Source organism: Pantoea sp. B566 (assembly GCF_024793925.1).
In the GTDB taxonomy this organism is placed as follows: domain Bacteria; phylum Pseudomonadota; class Gammaproteobacteria; order Enterobacterales; family Enterobacteriaceae; genus Pantoea; species Pantoea ananatis.
Genome location: NZ_JANUQL010000003.1, coordinates 4,057,668 through 4,074,254 on the forward strand (window position 1 = coordinate 4,057,668; position 16,587 = coordinate 4,074,254).

Consider the following 16,587-nt stretch of genomic DNA (forward strand, 5'->3'; position numbering starts at 1 on the left):
TGTTGCATGTAATGGTTGCCTGTTTGATGAAGCCCATTTTATGGGCTTTTTTTATGCACCGCGTTAAGGCTGTAACAGAGCGACAAACGCCTGTTTTCAGCGCCATTACGCTTAAAAGCACGCCTGGGCTTTTACGGACGGAGAAGGCGCTTTGTGATAAACCAGCGTCGCGTGATCCCACCAAGGATTAACATTTACCGCCTGCCCAACCAGCATAAATCCCGCGTCCGCGATCTCGGCGATAAGTGCATCCAGCGGCTTCAGGGTGCGCCAGGGATGACCGTTAACCATTAAAACCCCGCGGCGGGCATCATAGCGGTCAAGGTCGGTTCGCTGTTTAGGCGCACCACACATACTGCTGATGATCAATGTGCCATTGGCAGCCAAAACCCGATGCAGAGCCTTAAGGCACGCCGCGCGCTGGGGACCGATCAGGCAGTGAAAGCAACTGCCGTCAAAGACGACATCAAACGTTGCATCCGGATAATGTGCCAGGTCACAGACATCGCCCTGATCAAAACAGCCGCTTAAGCCTGACGCCGCGAATCGCGATCTGGCCCAGTCCACGGCGACCGCTGAAATATCCACGCCAAAAACCCGAAAGCCTTTTTCGGCAAAACAATGTGAGGCCATGGCACCGTTGCCGCAGCCCAACTCAAGGAACGTTCCGCCAGTTGGAATGAACTGCGCAGCACCCAGCCAGCCAATGGTGGCGTTAAGTTGCTGATGCGCCCGTTGATAACCGCTGCCGGTCCAGGCTTCATGGCCTTCCCTCTGAAGGCGACGATAAATAGCGTCATAGCTTTCCACGTCAGGCTCACCTTTTATTCAAAGAGCGTCATGACAGATTATGTGATTTTTAGCGGCTTTTACCACAGGGCATCAGCAGGTAACAAACCGGGCGTATCAGGCATCAGCGCAATAAAAAGATGATGACCTGAAGAACGGCAAGCAGTCAGAATTTAACATTTTGACCACTCCTGGCGCTGCTACCGTGATTCTGCTTTACCTGCAAAGAAGGACTTGCGTATTGTGAGGCTCTGTTTCCTTATCGCCTTTTCACTATGACGAATCTGAATGTGACGATGTGCCGCAGCGCCTCTATTCTGTTCGCAGTTTTGAGCGTATTGATGAGTTTTACGGCTCAGGCTGGCGATCGAAGAAGTGTGACACAGCCTGTCTCGCCGCCCGTTTGCCAGCGGATTTATGCAAGCAATCAATCCAATATCGGCCCGCACATTCAACAGGCGCTGAACAACTGCCCACCTGGCAGGATGGTACTGTTAGTGCCATCGCCCACTGTAAAGACGTTGACTAGCGGCCCCCTGTCTTTGCCCTCCGGCGTCAGCCTGGGAGTTGATAAGGGTGCGGTGCTGAGCGCCATCCCGGATCCACGCTTATACGATAACGGCCGCGGGAGCTGCGGGAAGCTGGATAACCAGGGCAATGGTTGCCGGGCGTTTATTACGCTTAATCACGTCCACGGCAGCGGGATTTACGGGCAAGGCGTGATCGACGGGCAGGGCGCTGCCAGCATGGCAGGTGAGGGGCAAACCTGGTGGCAACTGGCAGCCAGCGCCAAAAATGATGAGGCGAAGCAAAACGCCCCGCGACTGATTCAGATTGATCATGCCAGTGATATTACGCTGTACCAGATCACCCTGAAGAACGCGCCAAACTTTCATGTAGTCATCAATGACAGTCAGGGCATTACGCTGTGGGGCATCACCATCGACACGCCTGCCACCGCGCGAAACACCGATGGCGTGGACCCGATGGGTTCTTCCGATGTCACGCTAATTAACAGTCGAATCAGCACCGGCGATGACAATGTGGCGATTAAAGCGGGCAATGCGCCTGCCTCCCATATCTCCATCCTGAATAACCAGTTTGGCTTTGGGCACGGTATGTCAATTGGCAGTGAAATCAACCGTGGCGTTAGTGATGTACTGGTTGACGGGCTGACGTTAACCGGCACGACGAATGGCCTGCGTATCAAAAGCGATCGCTCGCGGGGCGGGCAGGTCCGGGCGATTCGCTATCAAAATGTCTGTATGCAGAACGTGGACAATCCCGTGGTCATGGATACGCACTATGATACGCACGCGAGCGGCACGATGATCCCGGATTACCGCGATATCACCTTCGATAACGTCAAAACAGGCAAGGGGAAACTTACGCTGGATGGTTACAGCGAGGTTTATCCGCTTGAGATGACCTTAAAGAATGTCACTGTCGGTGAGCAGACAACGATAGAGGAACGCTTTGCTATCGTTCATGGGCGCTTTACGCGGGCACCTCAAACAGCGTGCCGTTAACCGCATGGCGGGCTGCCCGCGACTTACTCTGGCAGTCTGTTTTGATCTTCATCGCGCTATTTTATCTCTGCTTCAGCGCCATTTTCTGATTCACCATACAGCTGGTTTGCCGTGTCGTTTGGCCAGGATTCAATGTCACCGCAGGAATAGGTATAACTGCCTAACGCCAGTTTATAGCTCAGCACGTTCTTATCGTCTATGGCCGCGCCCCAGACCACTTCCAGCGCTGGATTGTGCGTTTCAATGAAGTGCTTCGATAACTGATCAAACTTCACGGGCACGAAGCGGGAATAGGTATTGTCTGCAGTAAACGCCACGCTGGACATAAACAGATCCATCTCACTACTTTCCCGGTTTTTCAAACCTAAAAGCATGATGTTATCGGACGTTTTCACCAGTTGAAGCTTTATGGTTTTGCCGCACAGCTGCTGTCCGCTGGCAGGCAGATTACCCAGCAGCGGTGCGCGCTCCGCAAGGGCGCTGTTTGAGATTAAAACTGTCGATATAAAAAGAAAAAAAACAGTCGTCGCGCGTTTCATAAGGCCCTGTATCAAATAAAAAATCATCAGATTGCAGAGCCTGCATGTTTTAACGCTTCGCCATCTTGATCTGTTACATGAAAAGCGCAACAGATTGTCATCTGCGGCATTGACCGGTTACGCGATGTGTTTTATCGCACCAGGGTGAGCAGGCGCGATATAATATGCCGGACAGACAACCTCTGTAACACGCCGCCGGGAAAACCAGATGATAAATGAGTGACATCATGCGCTTAATTTACTGTTCCAGAGCGATGTAAACCCTGGCGAACAACCAGGTATCTTCGCTCTGCTTTTCAACTTCTCATGCCCCTTCATGGGTTATCCAATTGGACCCGAAGGTAAAGGATTTATCCGGCTAAATCTGGCCTGTCCGCGAGCGTATCTGCAACAAGCGCTTGAAGGACTAAAGAAAATTCGGCTGTGACATCCAGACAGGCCAGCGGTCATCGTTAACCTGCTGGCCTTAATCGCGTATTACCCGGTCCAATCGTTATGTCCGCCTAAAAAATTATTCCGGCGTTTCTTCACGACAACAGGCGGCTGGCGTAAAATCGGCCAACCTGAGTGGGTTGTCTTGCAGAGTGGACCTTATGCTTATCAGCACAGAAACAGAACGGACGTATATCGCTGATAGCCGTCTTGCCTGCACCCTTGCCGCCGTGGCGGGCGCCTTAAATACCGCCGCGTTTGAGATTGTAGGATTCTTTTCCGCCAATATGACCGGTAACGTCTCTTCGCTGTCCGATTTTCTGGCCAAGGCAAAGTTTCACAACGGTCTGTTTTTCCTGTTTATCGTCTGCATGTTTATTGTGGGCGCGCTCTTTTCCACATTAATTATTAATGCCGGACGCAGACGCAAAATTCGCACTATTTACGCGGTGAATATCTTTATAGAAGGCATTGCGCTGGTGGCGCTGGGCGTGATTGAGGCCCGCTATCCCATTGCTGCATCCGGTGTGGTGCTGATCCTGAGCCTGAGCTTTTTAATGGGGCTGCAAAATGCGGTGGTCACGCGTATCTCGAATGCGCGCGTCAGAACGACGCACGTGTCCGGTACGTCCACAGACATTGGCATCGAACTGGCCATGCTGTTTGATGTCCTTCGGCGAAAAGAATCACCCAAAGATGCGCCACTCTATCTGGAACGCCTGCGACTGCATACCTACACGATTCTTGCTTTTCTGGTGGGCGGCGTGGCCGGTATCTGGCTGTGGCATTTGCTGAACTACTATTTTCTGGTGCTTATCGGTCTGGGGCTGATGGGCATGGCGCTGGTCGCTATGCTAAAACCTCAGCCTGCTGATGTTGCCCGTTAAGGGTGGCGCTTTTCAGGGACCAGCACCTTGAGCGCATCATTAATCAGGCAAAACTGCGCGGGCGTTTGCCCAATAATTTCGCCGTCGGCGTTAATGTAGTGCGGACGGCGCGTATGCAGCGTGAGTGCCGTGGTGCTGAAGGTGCGTACGTTACGCCAGCGGCCCTGGGTGCCGCGCCGCAAAGAGGGGAAGAGCGCCAGCAACTGCCAGCTTCTTTTCAACTCCAGGCTGTAGACGTCCAGCAGCCCATCGTCCGGGGCCGCGCTTTGCTCTACGGTCATGCCACCGCCGTAAAAACGTCCGTTACCGACCGAAACCTGAACGGTTTTGATCGCAATAGCCTGTCCCTCATGATGTAACGTCGCACTAAAGGGGCGGCTTTGCCGCAAGATGCGCAGTGCTGCAAAAGCATAACCCAGCACGCCCCAGCGTTTTTTGGCCTGAGCCGTAAGGTTCCGCGCCAGCTCTGCCGAAAAACCGATGCTGGATACGTTCAGGAACAAATGACCATTTACCTCACCCAAATCCACAAAGCGTACGTGTCCCTGGCAAATGATGCTGACAGCCTGCTCCAGCTGAGGCGGAATCCCGAGCGTACGTGCAAAATCGTTGGCGGTGCCAAGGGGCAAAATGCCTAAGGGTAAGCCGGTCTGCATAAGGCCCGCTGCCGCCGCATTGAGGGTGCCGTCGCCCCCGCCGACAATCACCAGATCCACCTGGCTGGCATACGCGGTGATGAGCTCAGCGTAAGGACGGCTGTCGTCGTAAGCGGGTTCTAGCAGAATCAAACCGGATTGCTGCAGCAACTGCGTGGCGCGCGCGGCATCAATGCGACCTTTACGTGAGCGCTGGTTGATTAAAAGTAATGCCGTCTTTACCCTTTGCTGCATGCTTCGTCCATTTTTAATGAAATGTTAGTGATGAAGTAACCAGAAAGTACACATGGGGGATTATCTCTTACAACCTTGCTTGCGCTACTTTACGTAAGCTCTGGACGGGGGATGGCCCTGACGAACTGCGCCAGGATTGTCTACACTGACAGAAAATGGCACGACTCACGGGAGCACAAATGACAGAACAGCAATTTCGAACCCTTCTGGCAGAAAAAGGGTTTGCAGAGCCGGTTATTGTGGAGCGGGGCGCAAATAGCGAACTGGATCATCATGAACATCCCTTTGAGGCAATGGCTCTGATCCTGAGTGGCGATATTACCTTGTACACAGAAAATCAGGCGACCACCTATCGCGAAGGCGATATTTTTCACCTGCATGCAGGGCAGCCGCACCGCGAGACGTTTGGCGACCGAGGCGTTCGCTATCTGTCAGGCAGAAAAAGTTAATCCGGTGATGCGCCAGTGATGAACACCTTTGACGCGCTGTTTCAGCACTTAGCCCAATCGCCTTTTCGTCAGCGTTTCCGTCTGGGGCGGTCGGAATATGACTACTGCCTGACGAAGGGAGAGGCCGATGTGGCAGCCCATGCGGCCACGTTTGTCCAGCAGCGGCTGGCTGCCAGCGCACCGCCTAATGACGGTAAGCAGACGCCGATGCGCGGCCATCCGGTTTTCATCGCTCAGCACGCCACCGCGACCTGTTGTCGTGGCTGTCTGGCGAAATGGCACGGGATTGCTCAGCATCAGGCGCTGGATGATAAACATCAGGCTTATGTGGTTGCGGTGATTATGCACTGGATCCATCAGGCGATGGCGCAACCCGCGCCTGCGCCGCGCGTACGTAAGGCCAGAGCCGCCGCCAAATCACCTTCGCCGGGCAGCCAGCAGCTGGATTTGTGGTAGAAAAGATTATGCGGCTGATGGACTTTTAATCAGTCAGGTTCGCCATATTTCATTTCAGGTCTATTCTTAAATCGTTCTTTGGTCTCCTGTGCCAGGATAATCACGCAAGACGACAAATTTCACACAAGAGGGAATTACGATGAAGAAAGCAATTATTGCACTGTCTGCTGTTTTACTGGCCTCGCCAGTTTTCGCTGCTACCACAACGGATGAAACTGTCGCTGAAGCGCACAAAGGCGCAGATACCGCTAAAGAAAAACTGCATCAGACCGAGCATAAAGGCGAAGAGCTGAAGCTGAAGTCTGAGCATGCCGCAGAAGGCAAGAGCAATTCGACCTCCAGCAAAATTTCTGAAAGCACGCAGAAAGGCTGGCACAAAACCAAAGAGGGCACCGAGAAAGGCTGGGATAAAACCAAGCAGGGTGCTGAAGACCTGAAAAATAAAGCGACTAACTAAGCCGCTTTAGTGTGAAAAAACCCACCGATGGTGGGTTTTTTTATGGCTTATTTTCGAGCCGGCTCGGCCGGAACCGTTTTCGCCTCCAAGGCCTCGGCCTTTGCGGCCTCTGCTTCTGCCGCATCCTGTTGTGCGGTATCAGACTGTTTTTTTCCTTCTTCAATAAACTCTTCATCGATCTCTTCGATGTTTTCACGGTTATCGCGTCCGGACAGCAGATTCCAGCAGGCAATGAACAGCGCGGCGATCACCGGGCCAATCACGAAGCCGTTAATGCCGTAGATTTCCATCCCACCCAACGTCGTAATCAGAATCAGGTAGTCAGGCATTTTGGTGTCTTTGCCCACCAGCAGCGGGCGCAGAATGTTATCTACCAGGCCGACAACCACGACAAAGAAGCCAACGAGGAACAACCCTTTCCACAGCGCACCGGTGGCGAAGAAGAAAATGGTCGCCGGAACCCAGATGATGGCGGAACCGACCGCAGGAACCAGTGACAGGAAGCCCATCAATGCGCCCCATAGCAGGCTGCCATCGATGCCGGTAAACCAGAAAGCCAGCCCGCCCAGAATCCCCTGCACGACGCCAACGACGACCGTGCCTTTCACCGTTGCGCGTGACACCGCGGCAAACTTCATAAACAGATGATGTTTAACGTAGGTAGACAGCGGAAGCGCTTCCAGAATGAGATGCACCAGATAGGAACCATCTTTCAGCAGGAAGAACAGCAGGTAAAGCATGATGCCGAAGCCAACGGTAAAACTGAACGTACCTTTACCGATGATAAAGGCGCTGCCCGCCAGATACTGACCGCCCTTAAGGGCAAATGCCGACAGCCTCTGCTGAATCTGCGTGGCATTATCCAGATTATTTTCAGCCAGATAATGTTTAGCCCAGCCCGGTAGGTGCTGTAACAAATCGGCAAAGACCACCGGAAACTGGGCGGAGTTGGTTTGCAGCTTGTGATAAACCGTGTTCACCTCCACCACCATGGATGAGGCGATGATCGCTAACGGGGTGAAAACGATCAGGCAGATGCAAACCAGCGTCAGCAGTGAGGCAAGACCGTTACGATCGCCCAGTTTGCCGCGCAGATACCTTTTGAGCGGGTGGAAGATGACGGCCAGCACCGCTGCCCACAAAATGGCCGAAAAGTAGGGCGCTAATACTTCAAAAAAGGCAATGGTGGCCATTGCTAAAATCAGAAGGAAAAACCCGACAGTAAGTCCTTTAAAGCGCATTGGATAACCTCATGTAAACATCCCTTAATAAGCACGCACGCCGATGCGGCCATTCGCAACCCGAGAGTGTATGAATGTCGCAACGGTAATCAACGATCAATTCTGTTTTTTAATCAATGTCAGACGGCATTCGTGCGGTAACGCCCTCACAACGTCGTAAAGAGGTGGCGGGGCGTAGTCTTGACATCGCCATTGGGCAAGACCTCGTTATCTGTGAATAACACCGGTCAATCCTACACTAGCGTAGCGGGTTAGGCCGTTTTTGCTGCCCGTTCGCGGTGGTTTTTTCAGCGCGCAACGCGCTTTGGGGGTAAACCTCTGGCATAACAGCTGAAATAAAAATGTCATAGGGCAATGCTAGCGTGACAACCGGCAAGGTCAGAGATAATCAGACATCAAAGGAATAATAATGAAAATGAAATTCACGCTGATTGCGGCGGCACTGCTGGTGGCGCAGCAGGCACAGGCAATTTCGTTGTCCGAGGCCAGCATGCTGGCAAACAACACCTCGCAGGGATCGTCCAGCCCGGCTTTTAACGCACTTGAATTAAAGGCGCTTGCGGCAGAGCGGGCGGCCATACAACATGGCGCGCCTGCGCTCAGCCGTGACCAACTCAAGCAGGCGAAGCAGAGTGATAAACTCGCTGACTACCAGTGGCTGAAAGCCAGTGGTTATGATTTCCAGGGGAATGCGTTGCAAAAGGCAGGTATTGCCCTGTTATCAGGGTTCAGCACGCTGCCGAAAGCGGTACTGGACGCCAATCGTGCCACGGTGACATCAATTAATCTCAATGCCACTCAGGGCGAGCGACATCAGGCGCTGGCGGACGCAGAGGGGATCAGCTATCTCTATTTTCTCGCCGATGCCCTTGGGCCGCGTTTAGGTAAAGCCTTCCTGGCCGCCTATGACAAAGGCGAAATCAATAAGGCGGCAGCCCTGATCAAAGCCAGTGAAGTCAGTACCGGTGAAGCAAAAAAACATTTTAACTATCCGCGTCCTTTCCTGCACAAAGGGAATACGATTCATCTGGTGCCGGATGATACGGTGATCAAAGACAATCATCCCTACACGGCCGATGGCGGCTCGTTCCCCAGCGGGCACACCAACACGGGCTATACCGATGCGCTGCTGCTGGCCGAGATGGTGCCGGAGCGGTTTGAAGCCTTACTGCAACGCGGCGCACGCTACGGCTATTCACGGCTGGTTCTGGGCGTGCACTATCCGCTCGACGTGATGGGCTCGCGCATGGTGGCGCAATACAACGTTGCCCATTATCTGAACGATGCCGCTTATCGGACGTTATTCAACGATGCCCGTCAACAGCTGCGTAGCGCGCTGGAAAAAGAGTGTGGAACAACCCTGCCGGCGTGCGCCAAACCTGCCGGTAGCGACGATCCTTACGGCAATGGCAGCATGAAGCCGTTTTATCGCTTTACGATGAGCTATAACTTGCCCAAGGTCGCCGGGAACGCGGCCAAACTGCGGGTACCGGACGGGGCCGAGGTGCTGCTGGAAACGGCCTTACCCCAGCTGTCCGCAAAACAGCGCCGTGAACTGATGGTGAAAAGTGCCTTATCTGCCGGTTATCCGCTGGGTGGACCGGGCGCCGATCAGGCATTCTGGCAGCGGCTGGATCTGGACGCCGCATACGCACAGGCCAAATCCCACAGATAAAAAACATGGGCGGGAATCTCCCGCCCATGTTTTTACAGCGTGGCCTGGGTTGGCATCATGCCAGGCACCAGAATAACCTTGCGGCACGCTTCTTCACGCTTTTCAAAAATCTCATAACCGCGAGCGGCATCTTCCAGCGGCATATGATGCGTCACGATTTCTTCCGGTTTTAAATGCCCTTTTTCAATCAGATTCAACAGATCGGGCAGGTAAGCATGCACATGCGTCTGGCCCATTTTAAAGGTCAGGCCCTTGTCAAACGCATCGCCAAACAGGAAACCATGAATAAATCCCGCATACACGCCGGGCACGCTGACAATCCCGCCACGGCGAACCGCAGCGATACATTGACGTAACGCTTTCCCGCTGCTGCCTTCTAGTTTCAGGTTGGTTAGCACTGTTTCGGTCATGCTGCCTTTGGCTTCAAAACCCACCGCGTCAATCACGGCGTCCACACCGCGGTGTCCTGCGCTGTGCTCAATAATCCAGGCGGCGGGATCGTCGTTGTTATCAAAGTTGATGGGGATCACGCCGTAGCGCTCTCTGGCAAAATTCAGCCGGTAGTCATTGTGATCGATCATGTAGATCTGCTCTGCACCTTCCAGTCGGGCACAGGCGGCACTGAGCAGGCCCACAGGACCTGCGCCAAAAATAGCGACGCTCGATCCCTGCTTAATCTCGGCATTTTTCACCGCCTGCCAGGCCGTAGGCAAAATGTCGGACAGGAACAGAACCTTTTCGTCTGAAAGGGTGTTCGGCACTTTAAAAGGGCCGGCGTTGGCCTTAGGCACGCGCACGTATTCTGCCTGACCACCGGGCACTCCGCCATAGAGTTTGCTGTAGCCAAACAGGGCCGCCGGCGGCGTAATGCTTTTGCGGTTTAGCGCCGCGCCTTTGCCGCTGTTGGTGTTTTCACACGCGGCATACTGATGCAGATGACAAAAAAAGCAGTCACCGCAGGCGATAACAAACGGGATCACCACGCGGTCGCCTTTTGCCACGGCCGTTACCGCACTGCCGGCTTCCACCACTTCACCCATGAACTCGTGGCCGAAAATATCGCCATGATCGGTGCCGGGAATTTTTCCTCGATAAAGGTGCAGATCAGAGCCACAGATCGCCGTGGCCGTTACGCGCAGAATAATATCATCGGCGGCTTCCAGTCCGGGATCGGCAACGTTATCAACGCTGACTTTATGAGGGCCGTGATAGGTTAACGCTTTCATAGAGTCGACTCCTGTAAATCACTGGACGGCAACCGCCGATCGGGCGGCTGCAGCATTAACAGCGGGGTTGAGCGCACTGTCCTGTCCAAAACGTTAAAGGTGATTGAAGTGTAGTGAGGAAAAAATGGGTAAGCAGAGCGGTATCCGCAAACTATGGCGGACGGGGCAGGCCGTAACGCCGTCATCACACGTTTTCCCCTGTTTTTGCCGGAAAGGTGCACGATATGGCGCTTAACTTGAATTTTTACCGTCAGATAGTGTAAAAAATGGGGCGCAATCGATTACGTCCTGACGGGGCGGGCTGAATCTGGCAGGTTGCACACATGCGTTGATGGCGAAAAACGCCAACCCTTTACCCGCTGCAAGCCTTGATTCAGGCTGATGCATATTCTGGAAGATCTGATGAAAACCTCGCAAACCCGCACGCTGGAAACCCCTCACGTTAATGATGAAACTGGCTGGCGAAAAACGGATACCGTCTGGATGCTGGGTTTATATGGCACCGCTATCGGTGCGGGCGTGTTGTTTCTGCCGATCAATGCGGGCATGGGGGGACTGTTACCCTTGATCGTTATGGCGGTGCTGGCGTTTCCCTTGACCTTCTTTGCCCATCGGGCCTTAACGCGTTTTGTCCTCTCTGGCAGCAATCCGGCAGGGGATATCACCGACGTGGTTGAAGAGCATTTTGGCGAAGGGGCGGGCAAACTGATTACGCTGCTCTATTTTTTTGCCATTTACCCTATTTTGCTGATGTACAGCGTAGCCATGACTAATACCGTTGAAAGCCTGATGGTGAACCAACTGGGCCTGGTGCCGCCGCCGCGTGCGCTCCTGTCGTTGATATTGATTATCGGCATGATGACGGTGGTGCGCTTTGGCAAAAGCATGATTGTGAAAGCGATGAGCGTCCTGGTTTATCCGTTTGTCGCCGTGTTGATGCTGATGGCGTGTTGTCTGATTCCTTACTGGCACGGGGCCGCACTGGAAACCCTCAATACGGGCAGCGGGCGCAATCTGTGGATGACGCTGTGGCTTGCCCTGCCGGTCATGGTATTCTCGTTTAATCACTCGCCAATCATCTCCTCGTTCGCCCTGGCGAAGCGGCAGGAGTACGGCGAGCAGGCCGAGCGAAAATGCTCCCGGATTCTGGCCTGCGCGCACCTTTTGATGGTGCTTACCGTGATGTTCTTTGTCTTCAGTTGCGTACTCAGCCTCTCGCCGCAAGACTTACAGTCCGCTAAAGCGCAAAACATTTCGATCTTGTCCTACCTTGCCAACCATTTTAATGCGCCGCTTATCGCCTGGATTGGGCCGTTGATAGCCGTGGTGGCGATCACCAAGTCATTCCTCGGCCACTATCTGGGCGCACGTGAAGGGTTCAACGGCATGGTGAATAAAGCGCTCCGTAGCCGGGGCAAAGCGTTAGCCCCTGACAGGCTGAATCGTCTGACGGCCGTGTTTATGCTGCTGACAACCTGGCTGGTGGCAACGCTAGATCCCAATATCCTCAAAATGATTGAAACGCTGGGCGGCCCGATCATTGCCGTAATTCTGTTTTTGATGCCGATGTACGCTATCCAGCGGGTGCCCGCTATGCGTCAATACAGTGGCAAACTCAGTAATCTGTTTGTGATGCTCGCCGGTCTGATCGCCATTTCGGCCATTTTTTATTCGCTGCTTAAGGCGTAATTCTCATTGATATTAAGGCACCGTCCGATCCTTATGCCGGGACGGCGCCAACCTGAGACAGCGTTCAGACGTATTCATTAAACAAAGGTTTATATTTGTTACGAATTAACATGGTAAAGTTAACGAGAATAATTCTTATTTCTCAACAGGGTTAATAAACATGAAATTCGGTATTTTTGCAGCCACGTTGCTGGCCTCAACGGTCTGTTCGGCCACCACCTATCCTCTGACCGTAACGGATGTGGATGGACAGACGATTACGCTGCAGAAAGAACCTCAGCACGTCATTCTCCAGGACGGGCGAGACATCATGACGCTGGCGCTGCTGGACCGGGATAACCCTTTTAAACGGGTTGTGGCATGGAATAACCTGCCAAAGAAACAGGATACGCAAACCTGGGCGCTGCTGAAGAAAACCTGGCCGCAGGCTGAGAAGATTGTGGATATGGGCTTCAACGATCAGGGGCAGGTGAACCTCGAAAGCGTGTTGGCAAAGAAACCGGATATCATGATTGCGCAGTTGCGTGCCAAACCTGCGCTGATGCAGTCGGGAGTGCTGACCACGCTCAAAAGCCTGAACATCCCGGTCGTGTTTGTTGACTATGAACTGCATCCTAAAGAAAACACCGTGCCGGGTATTACGCTGCTGGGTAAAGTGCTGAACCGTGAAGCCGAGGCGAAGGCCTACACCGATTTTTACCAGCAGCACTGGCAGAATCTGCAGAAGGGCATTGACCAGGTTAAAACCAAACCCACCGTCTTTATTGAACCGATAGCCGGTAACAGCGACAGCTGCTGCTTTACGCATAGCCACAGCGGCTGGGGTGGACTGGTGGAAGCGGTCGGCGGCAAAAATATCGGATCGACTTTGCTGCCGGGTAACGCAGGTTTTGTTTCCCTTGAGAAAATCATTGCTATGAAGCCGGACGTTTACATCATGACGGGGTCAAAACGTTCCAACAGTGATGTACTGCCGTTCGGTTACGGATCGGACAGGAAAGCGGTGGCGGCAACCTTTACGACGTTGTTGAAGCGTACAGGATTAGCGCAGATTGAGCCGGTAAAACAGGGGCGCACCTACGGGATCTATCACCACTTCTACAACCATCCTTACAACATTATCGGGATGGAGATTCTGGCAAAAGATTTGTATCCAAAGCAGTTCAGTCAGCTCGATCCGGTGGCGGATTACCATCAAATCATCCGCAGGTTTACAAAATTACCGGATGCGCCTGTGCTGCTGAGTTACCCCTGATGGTCATCCGTTCAGGCGTAAAGAGCGCCTGAACGGATAAAACTGAACACCCGTTTTCAGGTTTGCGATGTGCAGCGGTGTATTTCTTATTGGATCAAACCGGCATGTAAAATATATCCGAGCCGTTTTTCATCCAACTGTCATTAACCAGAGGTTATTATTTCATCCCGACACTTGTGATGTGGTGTTGTCTGCTTTGCTTCTCCCTTTTTCTCTTAAGGGGCATTTTCCAGTTTACTGGCTTTGACGATAACTTCCCGATCTCAGGATCGGGGTTTTATTTTGATGCCTCGCCAGGTTTGAGTCCCCAAACGATTTTCCGCAAGGTATCTGTGTTTCACGCCTGATGCAGCGTGCCTGACGAGAGAGAGACGCCGTCCGCGCCTGTTTAGCGCGCTGACTTTTAAGAGTTTTGGTCATTCTTATTTCTTCCAGTTACGACAATAGTAATGGCAACGGCGCTGAGTCGCCGTTACCACTGGAGGCAGTACCATGAAAAAAATAAAATCAGGTTTGATTATCGCCCTTTTAGCATACAGCACGATGTACAGCAGCCCTGGGCTGGCACAGGGGCCAGGCGGCCCAGACGGTCCGTGGCATCATCCTGGCCGCGGTCCCGACGGCGATGGCCCGCCAGGCCTGGATCGCGATGGACCTCCCGGCCACCGGCCTGGCCCGCCACCGCCAGATGTGCGGCGCGATTATCATCACGATCGCTTTGCCTGGCGCGGTCATGAGTTTCGCCGTGGTGGTCCTGTACCGCGAGAGTACTGCGGTGAAGATTATCGGGTTGATGACTGGCGTGAGCGTGGTCTGAGAGAACCGCCGCCGGGTCAGCACTGGGCCGACATCGACGGTAACTATGTATTGATTGCCGCCGCCACCGGCATTATTACCTCGTTAATCCTGAATAACGCGTTTCAATAGCGACACAGGGATGGCCGATGCCATCCCTTTTTTATGCACCGAACGCCCGTTACCAGGCTATTCTGACAGTTAATCCTGAACGTTTACCGGCTAAGGAGTTCTGATGACCACGGTTAAGATGGTTGCTGTTGATATGGATGGCACCTTTCTGGATGACAAAAAGCAGTATAACCGCGCGCGTTTCCTCGCCTGTTACCACCAGCTCACTCAGCGACATATCAAATTTGTCGTGGCCAGCGGCAATCAATACCATCAACTCCGCTCATTTTTCCCTGAGATCGCCAGTGAGATTGCGTTTGTCGCAGAAAACGGCGCGTTAATTATCGATCGTGATGAAGAACTGTTCTGCGGTGCTTTTAGCCGCAATGACATCGATGCGGTACTCGATACGCTTGAAAATGGCCACTATCCTGATCTGCGCTATCTGCTTTGCGGACGTGAGAGCGCCTACTACTTCGAAGGGATGGATGAGAAGTGGCTGGTCAAGATGCGGCATTATTGCCACCGGCTCAGGCCCATTCGTTCTCTTGATGAGGTTGCCGACGACAGGATACTTAAGTTTGCCCTTAATCTGTCGGATGAGTATGTCGAGCCTTTAATGGCGGATATCCAGCGCCTGCACGAAGGTTCGGCGGCGGCGACGTCGAGCGGGCACGGTTCGGTTGACTTAATCGTTCCTGGTCAGCATAAAGCTAACGGCCTGAACCTGCTGGCGCAGCGCTGGGGCATTTCTCACGATCGGGTACTGGCCTTTGGCGACGGCGGTAACGATCTCGAGATGCTGCAGCAGTCGGGTTTCAGTTTCGCGATGAGCAATGCGCCGCAGCGGGTTAAAGACGCCGCGCGCTTCCTGGCACCCGCGAATAATGATGAAGGTGTGCTACAGGTGATCGAGCAAATGCTTGCAGGTGAAACGCCCTTTAGCGGGGCGGAACAGGGGGAATGTGCGGGCTAAAACACCGCCCGCACTACGCTTAGGCGCTGACCGGCCAGGCGCGCGTAATCATGTCGCGCATCTCATCTTTGCTGTAGCTGACGAGGCTGTTTTTACTGTTGGCCCGGGCCAGGATCCAGTCGATATCCGACGGGCTTAACGTTGGCCCCTCCTGCCAGAACGTCATAATGGCTGAGCGTTGTAGCCAGGCTTTGAGATAGCGCGCGGGTGAATCGGTCTCCTCGTCAAAAAGCTGCGCATGCATGTCATCCATGAGCTGACGCTGGCGCGCATGCTGGCTGTCTGCAAGATGATCCAGAAACGTGAACAGCAGCCTGCCGCAGACTTCACCATGATGGAAGGGTTTAATCGCGCCCAGCTCTCCGGCGATGCCGTGTATTACGCCCAGCCCCGCGCTGCTCAGGCTGACACCGCCCAACCAGGACGCCATCATCATCGCCTCACGCGCGCGATCGCCGGTTTCGTCTTGCTGGTTTTGCCGAGGCCATCCCTGAATAAACTGACGCAGTCCGGTAAGGGCTAACTGGCGCGTAAAGAGGTTGCCCTTGCTGGAAAGATAGGCTTCAAATAAATGGGTAAACGCGTCGATTCCACAGGTGGCCAGCACCTTATCGGGGGCGCCCTTAAGCAAGTCGGGATCGAGAATCGCGACCTGTGGCACGAACACCGGATGGCGCAACGATGCTTTTATCTGGATATCCCGCTGGTCAGTCACGACGGCGTTCTGTGTGACCTCACTGCCGGTGCCCGCCGTGGTGGGAATCGCGATGAGCGGCAAGGTAACGGCGCTGACTGCCGTGTCTCCGACTTTTTCCAGGTAGCGGGCGGTGGGAAGCGGGTGCTGAATCATGGCGCTGAAGGCCTTGGCGGCATCCAGAACACTGCCGCCTCCTACGGCGATAACCCGATCGACATGGCCGCGCCAGCGCGCCACCCAGCCATCAATATCGGCAGGCGAGGCCTCGTTGCTCACAATTTCATAACCCACAATGTGATCGTTCAGCGTGGTTTTAATTCGGGCATAGGCGTCGCCCTGTAAGAACGAACGGCCGCAAAAGAGCAGGGTAGCCTGGGGTTGGGCGGCCAACAGGGGAATCAGTTTGTTAAGGCTTCCCTGGCCGAAAAGGGTTTGTTGATTGCTGTACAGCTCACTCAGATTGTCACTCACCAGCGCATCCTTTTATATCTTCG

At 53.7% G+C, this 16,587-nt stretch carries 16 protein-coding genes; 10 read left to right on the forward strand and 6 right to left on the reverse strand.

The genetic code is table 11. The features are described from left to right. Window positions 1-111: 111 nt before the first annotated feature. Window positions 112-810: a bifunctional 2-polyprenyl-6-hydroxyphenol methylase/3-demethylubiquinol 3-O-methyltransferase UbiG gene (locus NYE92_RS20520; RefSeq protein ID WP_014606333.1), complete on the reverse strand. Its 699-nt coding sequence runs from the start codon at window positions 808-810 to the stop codon at window positions 112-114. 275 nt (window positions 811-1,085) lie between these two features. On the opposite strand from NYE92_RS20520, the gene NYE92_RS20525 reads away from it, so the two are divergent. Next, complete coding sequence (locus tag NYE92_RS20525) at window positions 1,086-2,318, forward strand: glycoside hydrolase family 28 protein (RefSeq protein ID WP_259019513.1); 1,233 nt, start codon at window positions 1,086-1,088, stop codon at window positions 2,316-2,318. 56 nt (window positions 2,319-2,374) lie between these two features. On the opposite strand, the gene NYE92_RS20530 is transcribed toward NYE92_RS20525, so the two are convergent. Further along, a complete protein-coding gene (locus tag NYE92_RS20530; protein ID WP_228225307.1) occupies window positions 2,375-2,857 on the reverse strand; it encodes a hypothetical protein in 483 nt (160 codons plus the stop codon). Between the two features lie 593 nt (window positions 2,858-3,450). Between NYE92_RS20530 and NYE92_RS20540 the strand changes: the two genes are divergently transcribed. After that, window positions 3,451-4,176 carry a YoaK family protein gene (locus NYE92_RS20540; protein ID WP_014606331.1) on the forward strand — a complete coding sequence of 242 codons (726 nt, stop codon included), beginning with the start codon at window positions 3,451-3,453 and terminating at the stop codon, window positions 4,174-4,176. Here the strand turns inward: NYE92_RS20540 and NYE92_RS20545 are convergent. Next, on the reverse strand, window positions 4,173-5,066 hold the full coding sequence (locus tag NYE92_RS20545; RefSeq protein ID WP_022623706.1) for a lipid kinase: 894 nt from the start codon (window positions 5,064-5,066) through the stop codon (window positions 4,173-4,175). The two genes, NYE92_RS20540 and NYE92_RS20545, sit on opposite strands and share 4 nt — an antisense overlap. Window positions 5,067-5,245: 179 nt before the next feature. Here NYE92_RS20545 and NYE92_RS20550 point away from each other — a divergent pair, with 179 nt between their 5' ends. The 3 genes from NYE92_RS20550 (at window position 5,246) to NYE92_RS20560 (ending at window position 6,428) form a co-directional block, all read left to right on the forward strand. Beyond that, complete coding sequence (locus NYE92_RS20550) at window positions 5,246-5,515, forward strand: cupin domain-containing protein (protein WP_014606329.1); 270 nt, start codon at window positions 5,246-5,248, stop codon at window positions 5,513-5,515. An 18-nt stretch (window positions 5,516-5,533) separates the two neighbouring features. Beyond that, window positions 5,534-5,971 carry a DUF4186 domain-containing protein gene (locus tag NYE92_RS20555; RefSeq protein WP_022623705.1) on the forward strand — a complete coding sequence of 146 codons (438 nt, stop codon included), beginning with the start codon at window positions 5,534-5,536 and terminating at the stop codon, window positions 5,969-5,971. Between the two features lie 139 nt (window positions 5,972-6,110). Next, window positions 6,111-6,428: a hypothetical protein gene (locus NYE92_RS20560; protein ID WP_013024991.1), complete on the forward strand. Its 318-nt coding sequence runs from the start codon at window positions 6,111-6,113 to the stop codon at window positions 6,426-6,428. Between the two features lie 47 nt (window positions 6,429-6,475). Here the strand turns inward: NYE92_RS20560 and NYE92_RS20565 are convergent, their stop codons facing one another. After that, on the reverse strand, window positions 6,476-7,669 hold the full coding sequence (locus NYE92_RS20565) for an AI-2E family transporter (protein ID WP_022623704.1): 1,194 nt from the start codon (window positions 7,667-7,669) through the stop codon (window positions 6,476-6,478). A 409-nt stretch (window positions 7,670-8,078) separates the two neighbouring features. On the opposite strand from NYE92_RS20565, the gene NYE92_RS20570 reads away from it, so the two are divergent. Beyond that, window positions 8,079-9,344, forward strand: a complete 1,266-nt coding sequence (locus tag NYE92_RS20570) for a phosphatase PAP2 family protein (RefSeq protein WP_259019407.1) — start codon at window positions 8,079-8,081, stop codon at window positions 9,342-9,344. 32 nt (window positions 9,345-9,376) lie between these two features. Here NYE92_RS20570 and NYE92_RS20575 read toward each other — a convergent pair whose 3' ends face one another. After that, window positions 9,377-10,570: a zinc-dependent alcohol dehydrogenase gene (locus NYE92_RS20575; protein ID WP_014606326.1), complete on the reverse strand. Its 1,194-nt coding sequence runs from the start codon at window positions 10,568-10,570 to the stop codon at window positions 9,377-9,379. 402 nt (window positions 10,571-10,972) lie between these two features. Here NYE92_RS20575 and NYE92_RS20580 point away from each other — a divergent pair, with 402 nt between their 5' ends. The 4 genes from NYE92_RS20580 to NYE92_RS20595 all read left to right on the forward strand — a co-directional run bounded on the left by NYE92_RS20580 (window position 10,973) and on the right by NYE92_RS20595 (window position 15,396). Beyond that, the gene (locus NYE92_RS20580) at window positions 10,973-12,259 is read left to right on the forward strand and encodes an HAAAP family serine/threonine permease (RefSeq protein ID WP_028714938.1); all 1,287 of its coding nucleotides are present in this window, start codon (window positions 10,973-10,975) and stop codon (window positions 12,257-12,259) included. Window positions 12,260-12,419: 160 nt separating this feature from the next. Then, complete coding sequence (locus NYE92_RS20585) at window positions 12,420-13,514, forward strand: ABC transporter substrate-binding protein (RefSeq protein ID WP_072136527.1); 1,095 nt, start codon at window positions 12,420-12,422, stop codon at window positions 13,512-13,514. Between the two features lie 492 nt (window positions 13,515-14,006). Beyond that, complete coding sequence (locus tag NYE92_RS20590; RefSeq protein WP_013024997.1) at window positions 14,007-14,441, forward strand: RcnB family protein; 435 nt, start codon at window positions 14,007-14,009, stop codon at window positions 14,439-14,441. A 103-nt stretch (window positions 14,442-14,544) separates the two neighbouring features. Beyond that, window positions 14,545-15,396 (forward strand): Cof-type HAD-IIB family hydrolase, encoded by an 852-nt coding sequence (locus NYE92_RS20595; protein ID WP_019105990.1) that lies wholly within the window; start codon window positions 14,545-14,547, stop codon window positions 15,394-15,396. 19 nt (window positions 15,397-15,415) lie between these two features. Here NYE92_RS20595 and NYE92_RS20600 read toward each other — a convergent pair whose 3' ends face one another. Next, window positions 15,416-16,564, reverse strand: a complete 1,149-nt coding sequence (locus NYE92_RS20600; protein ID WP_022623701.1) for an iron-containing alcohol dehydrogenase — start codon at window positions 16,562-16,564, stop codon at window positions 15,416-15,418. Window positions 16,565-16,587: the final 23 nt, after the last annotated feature.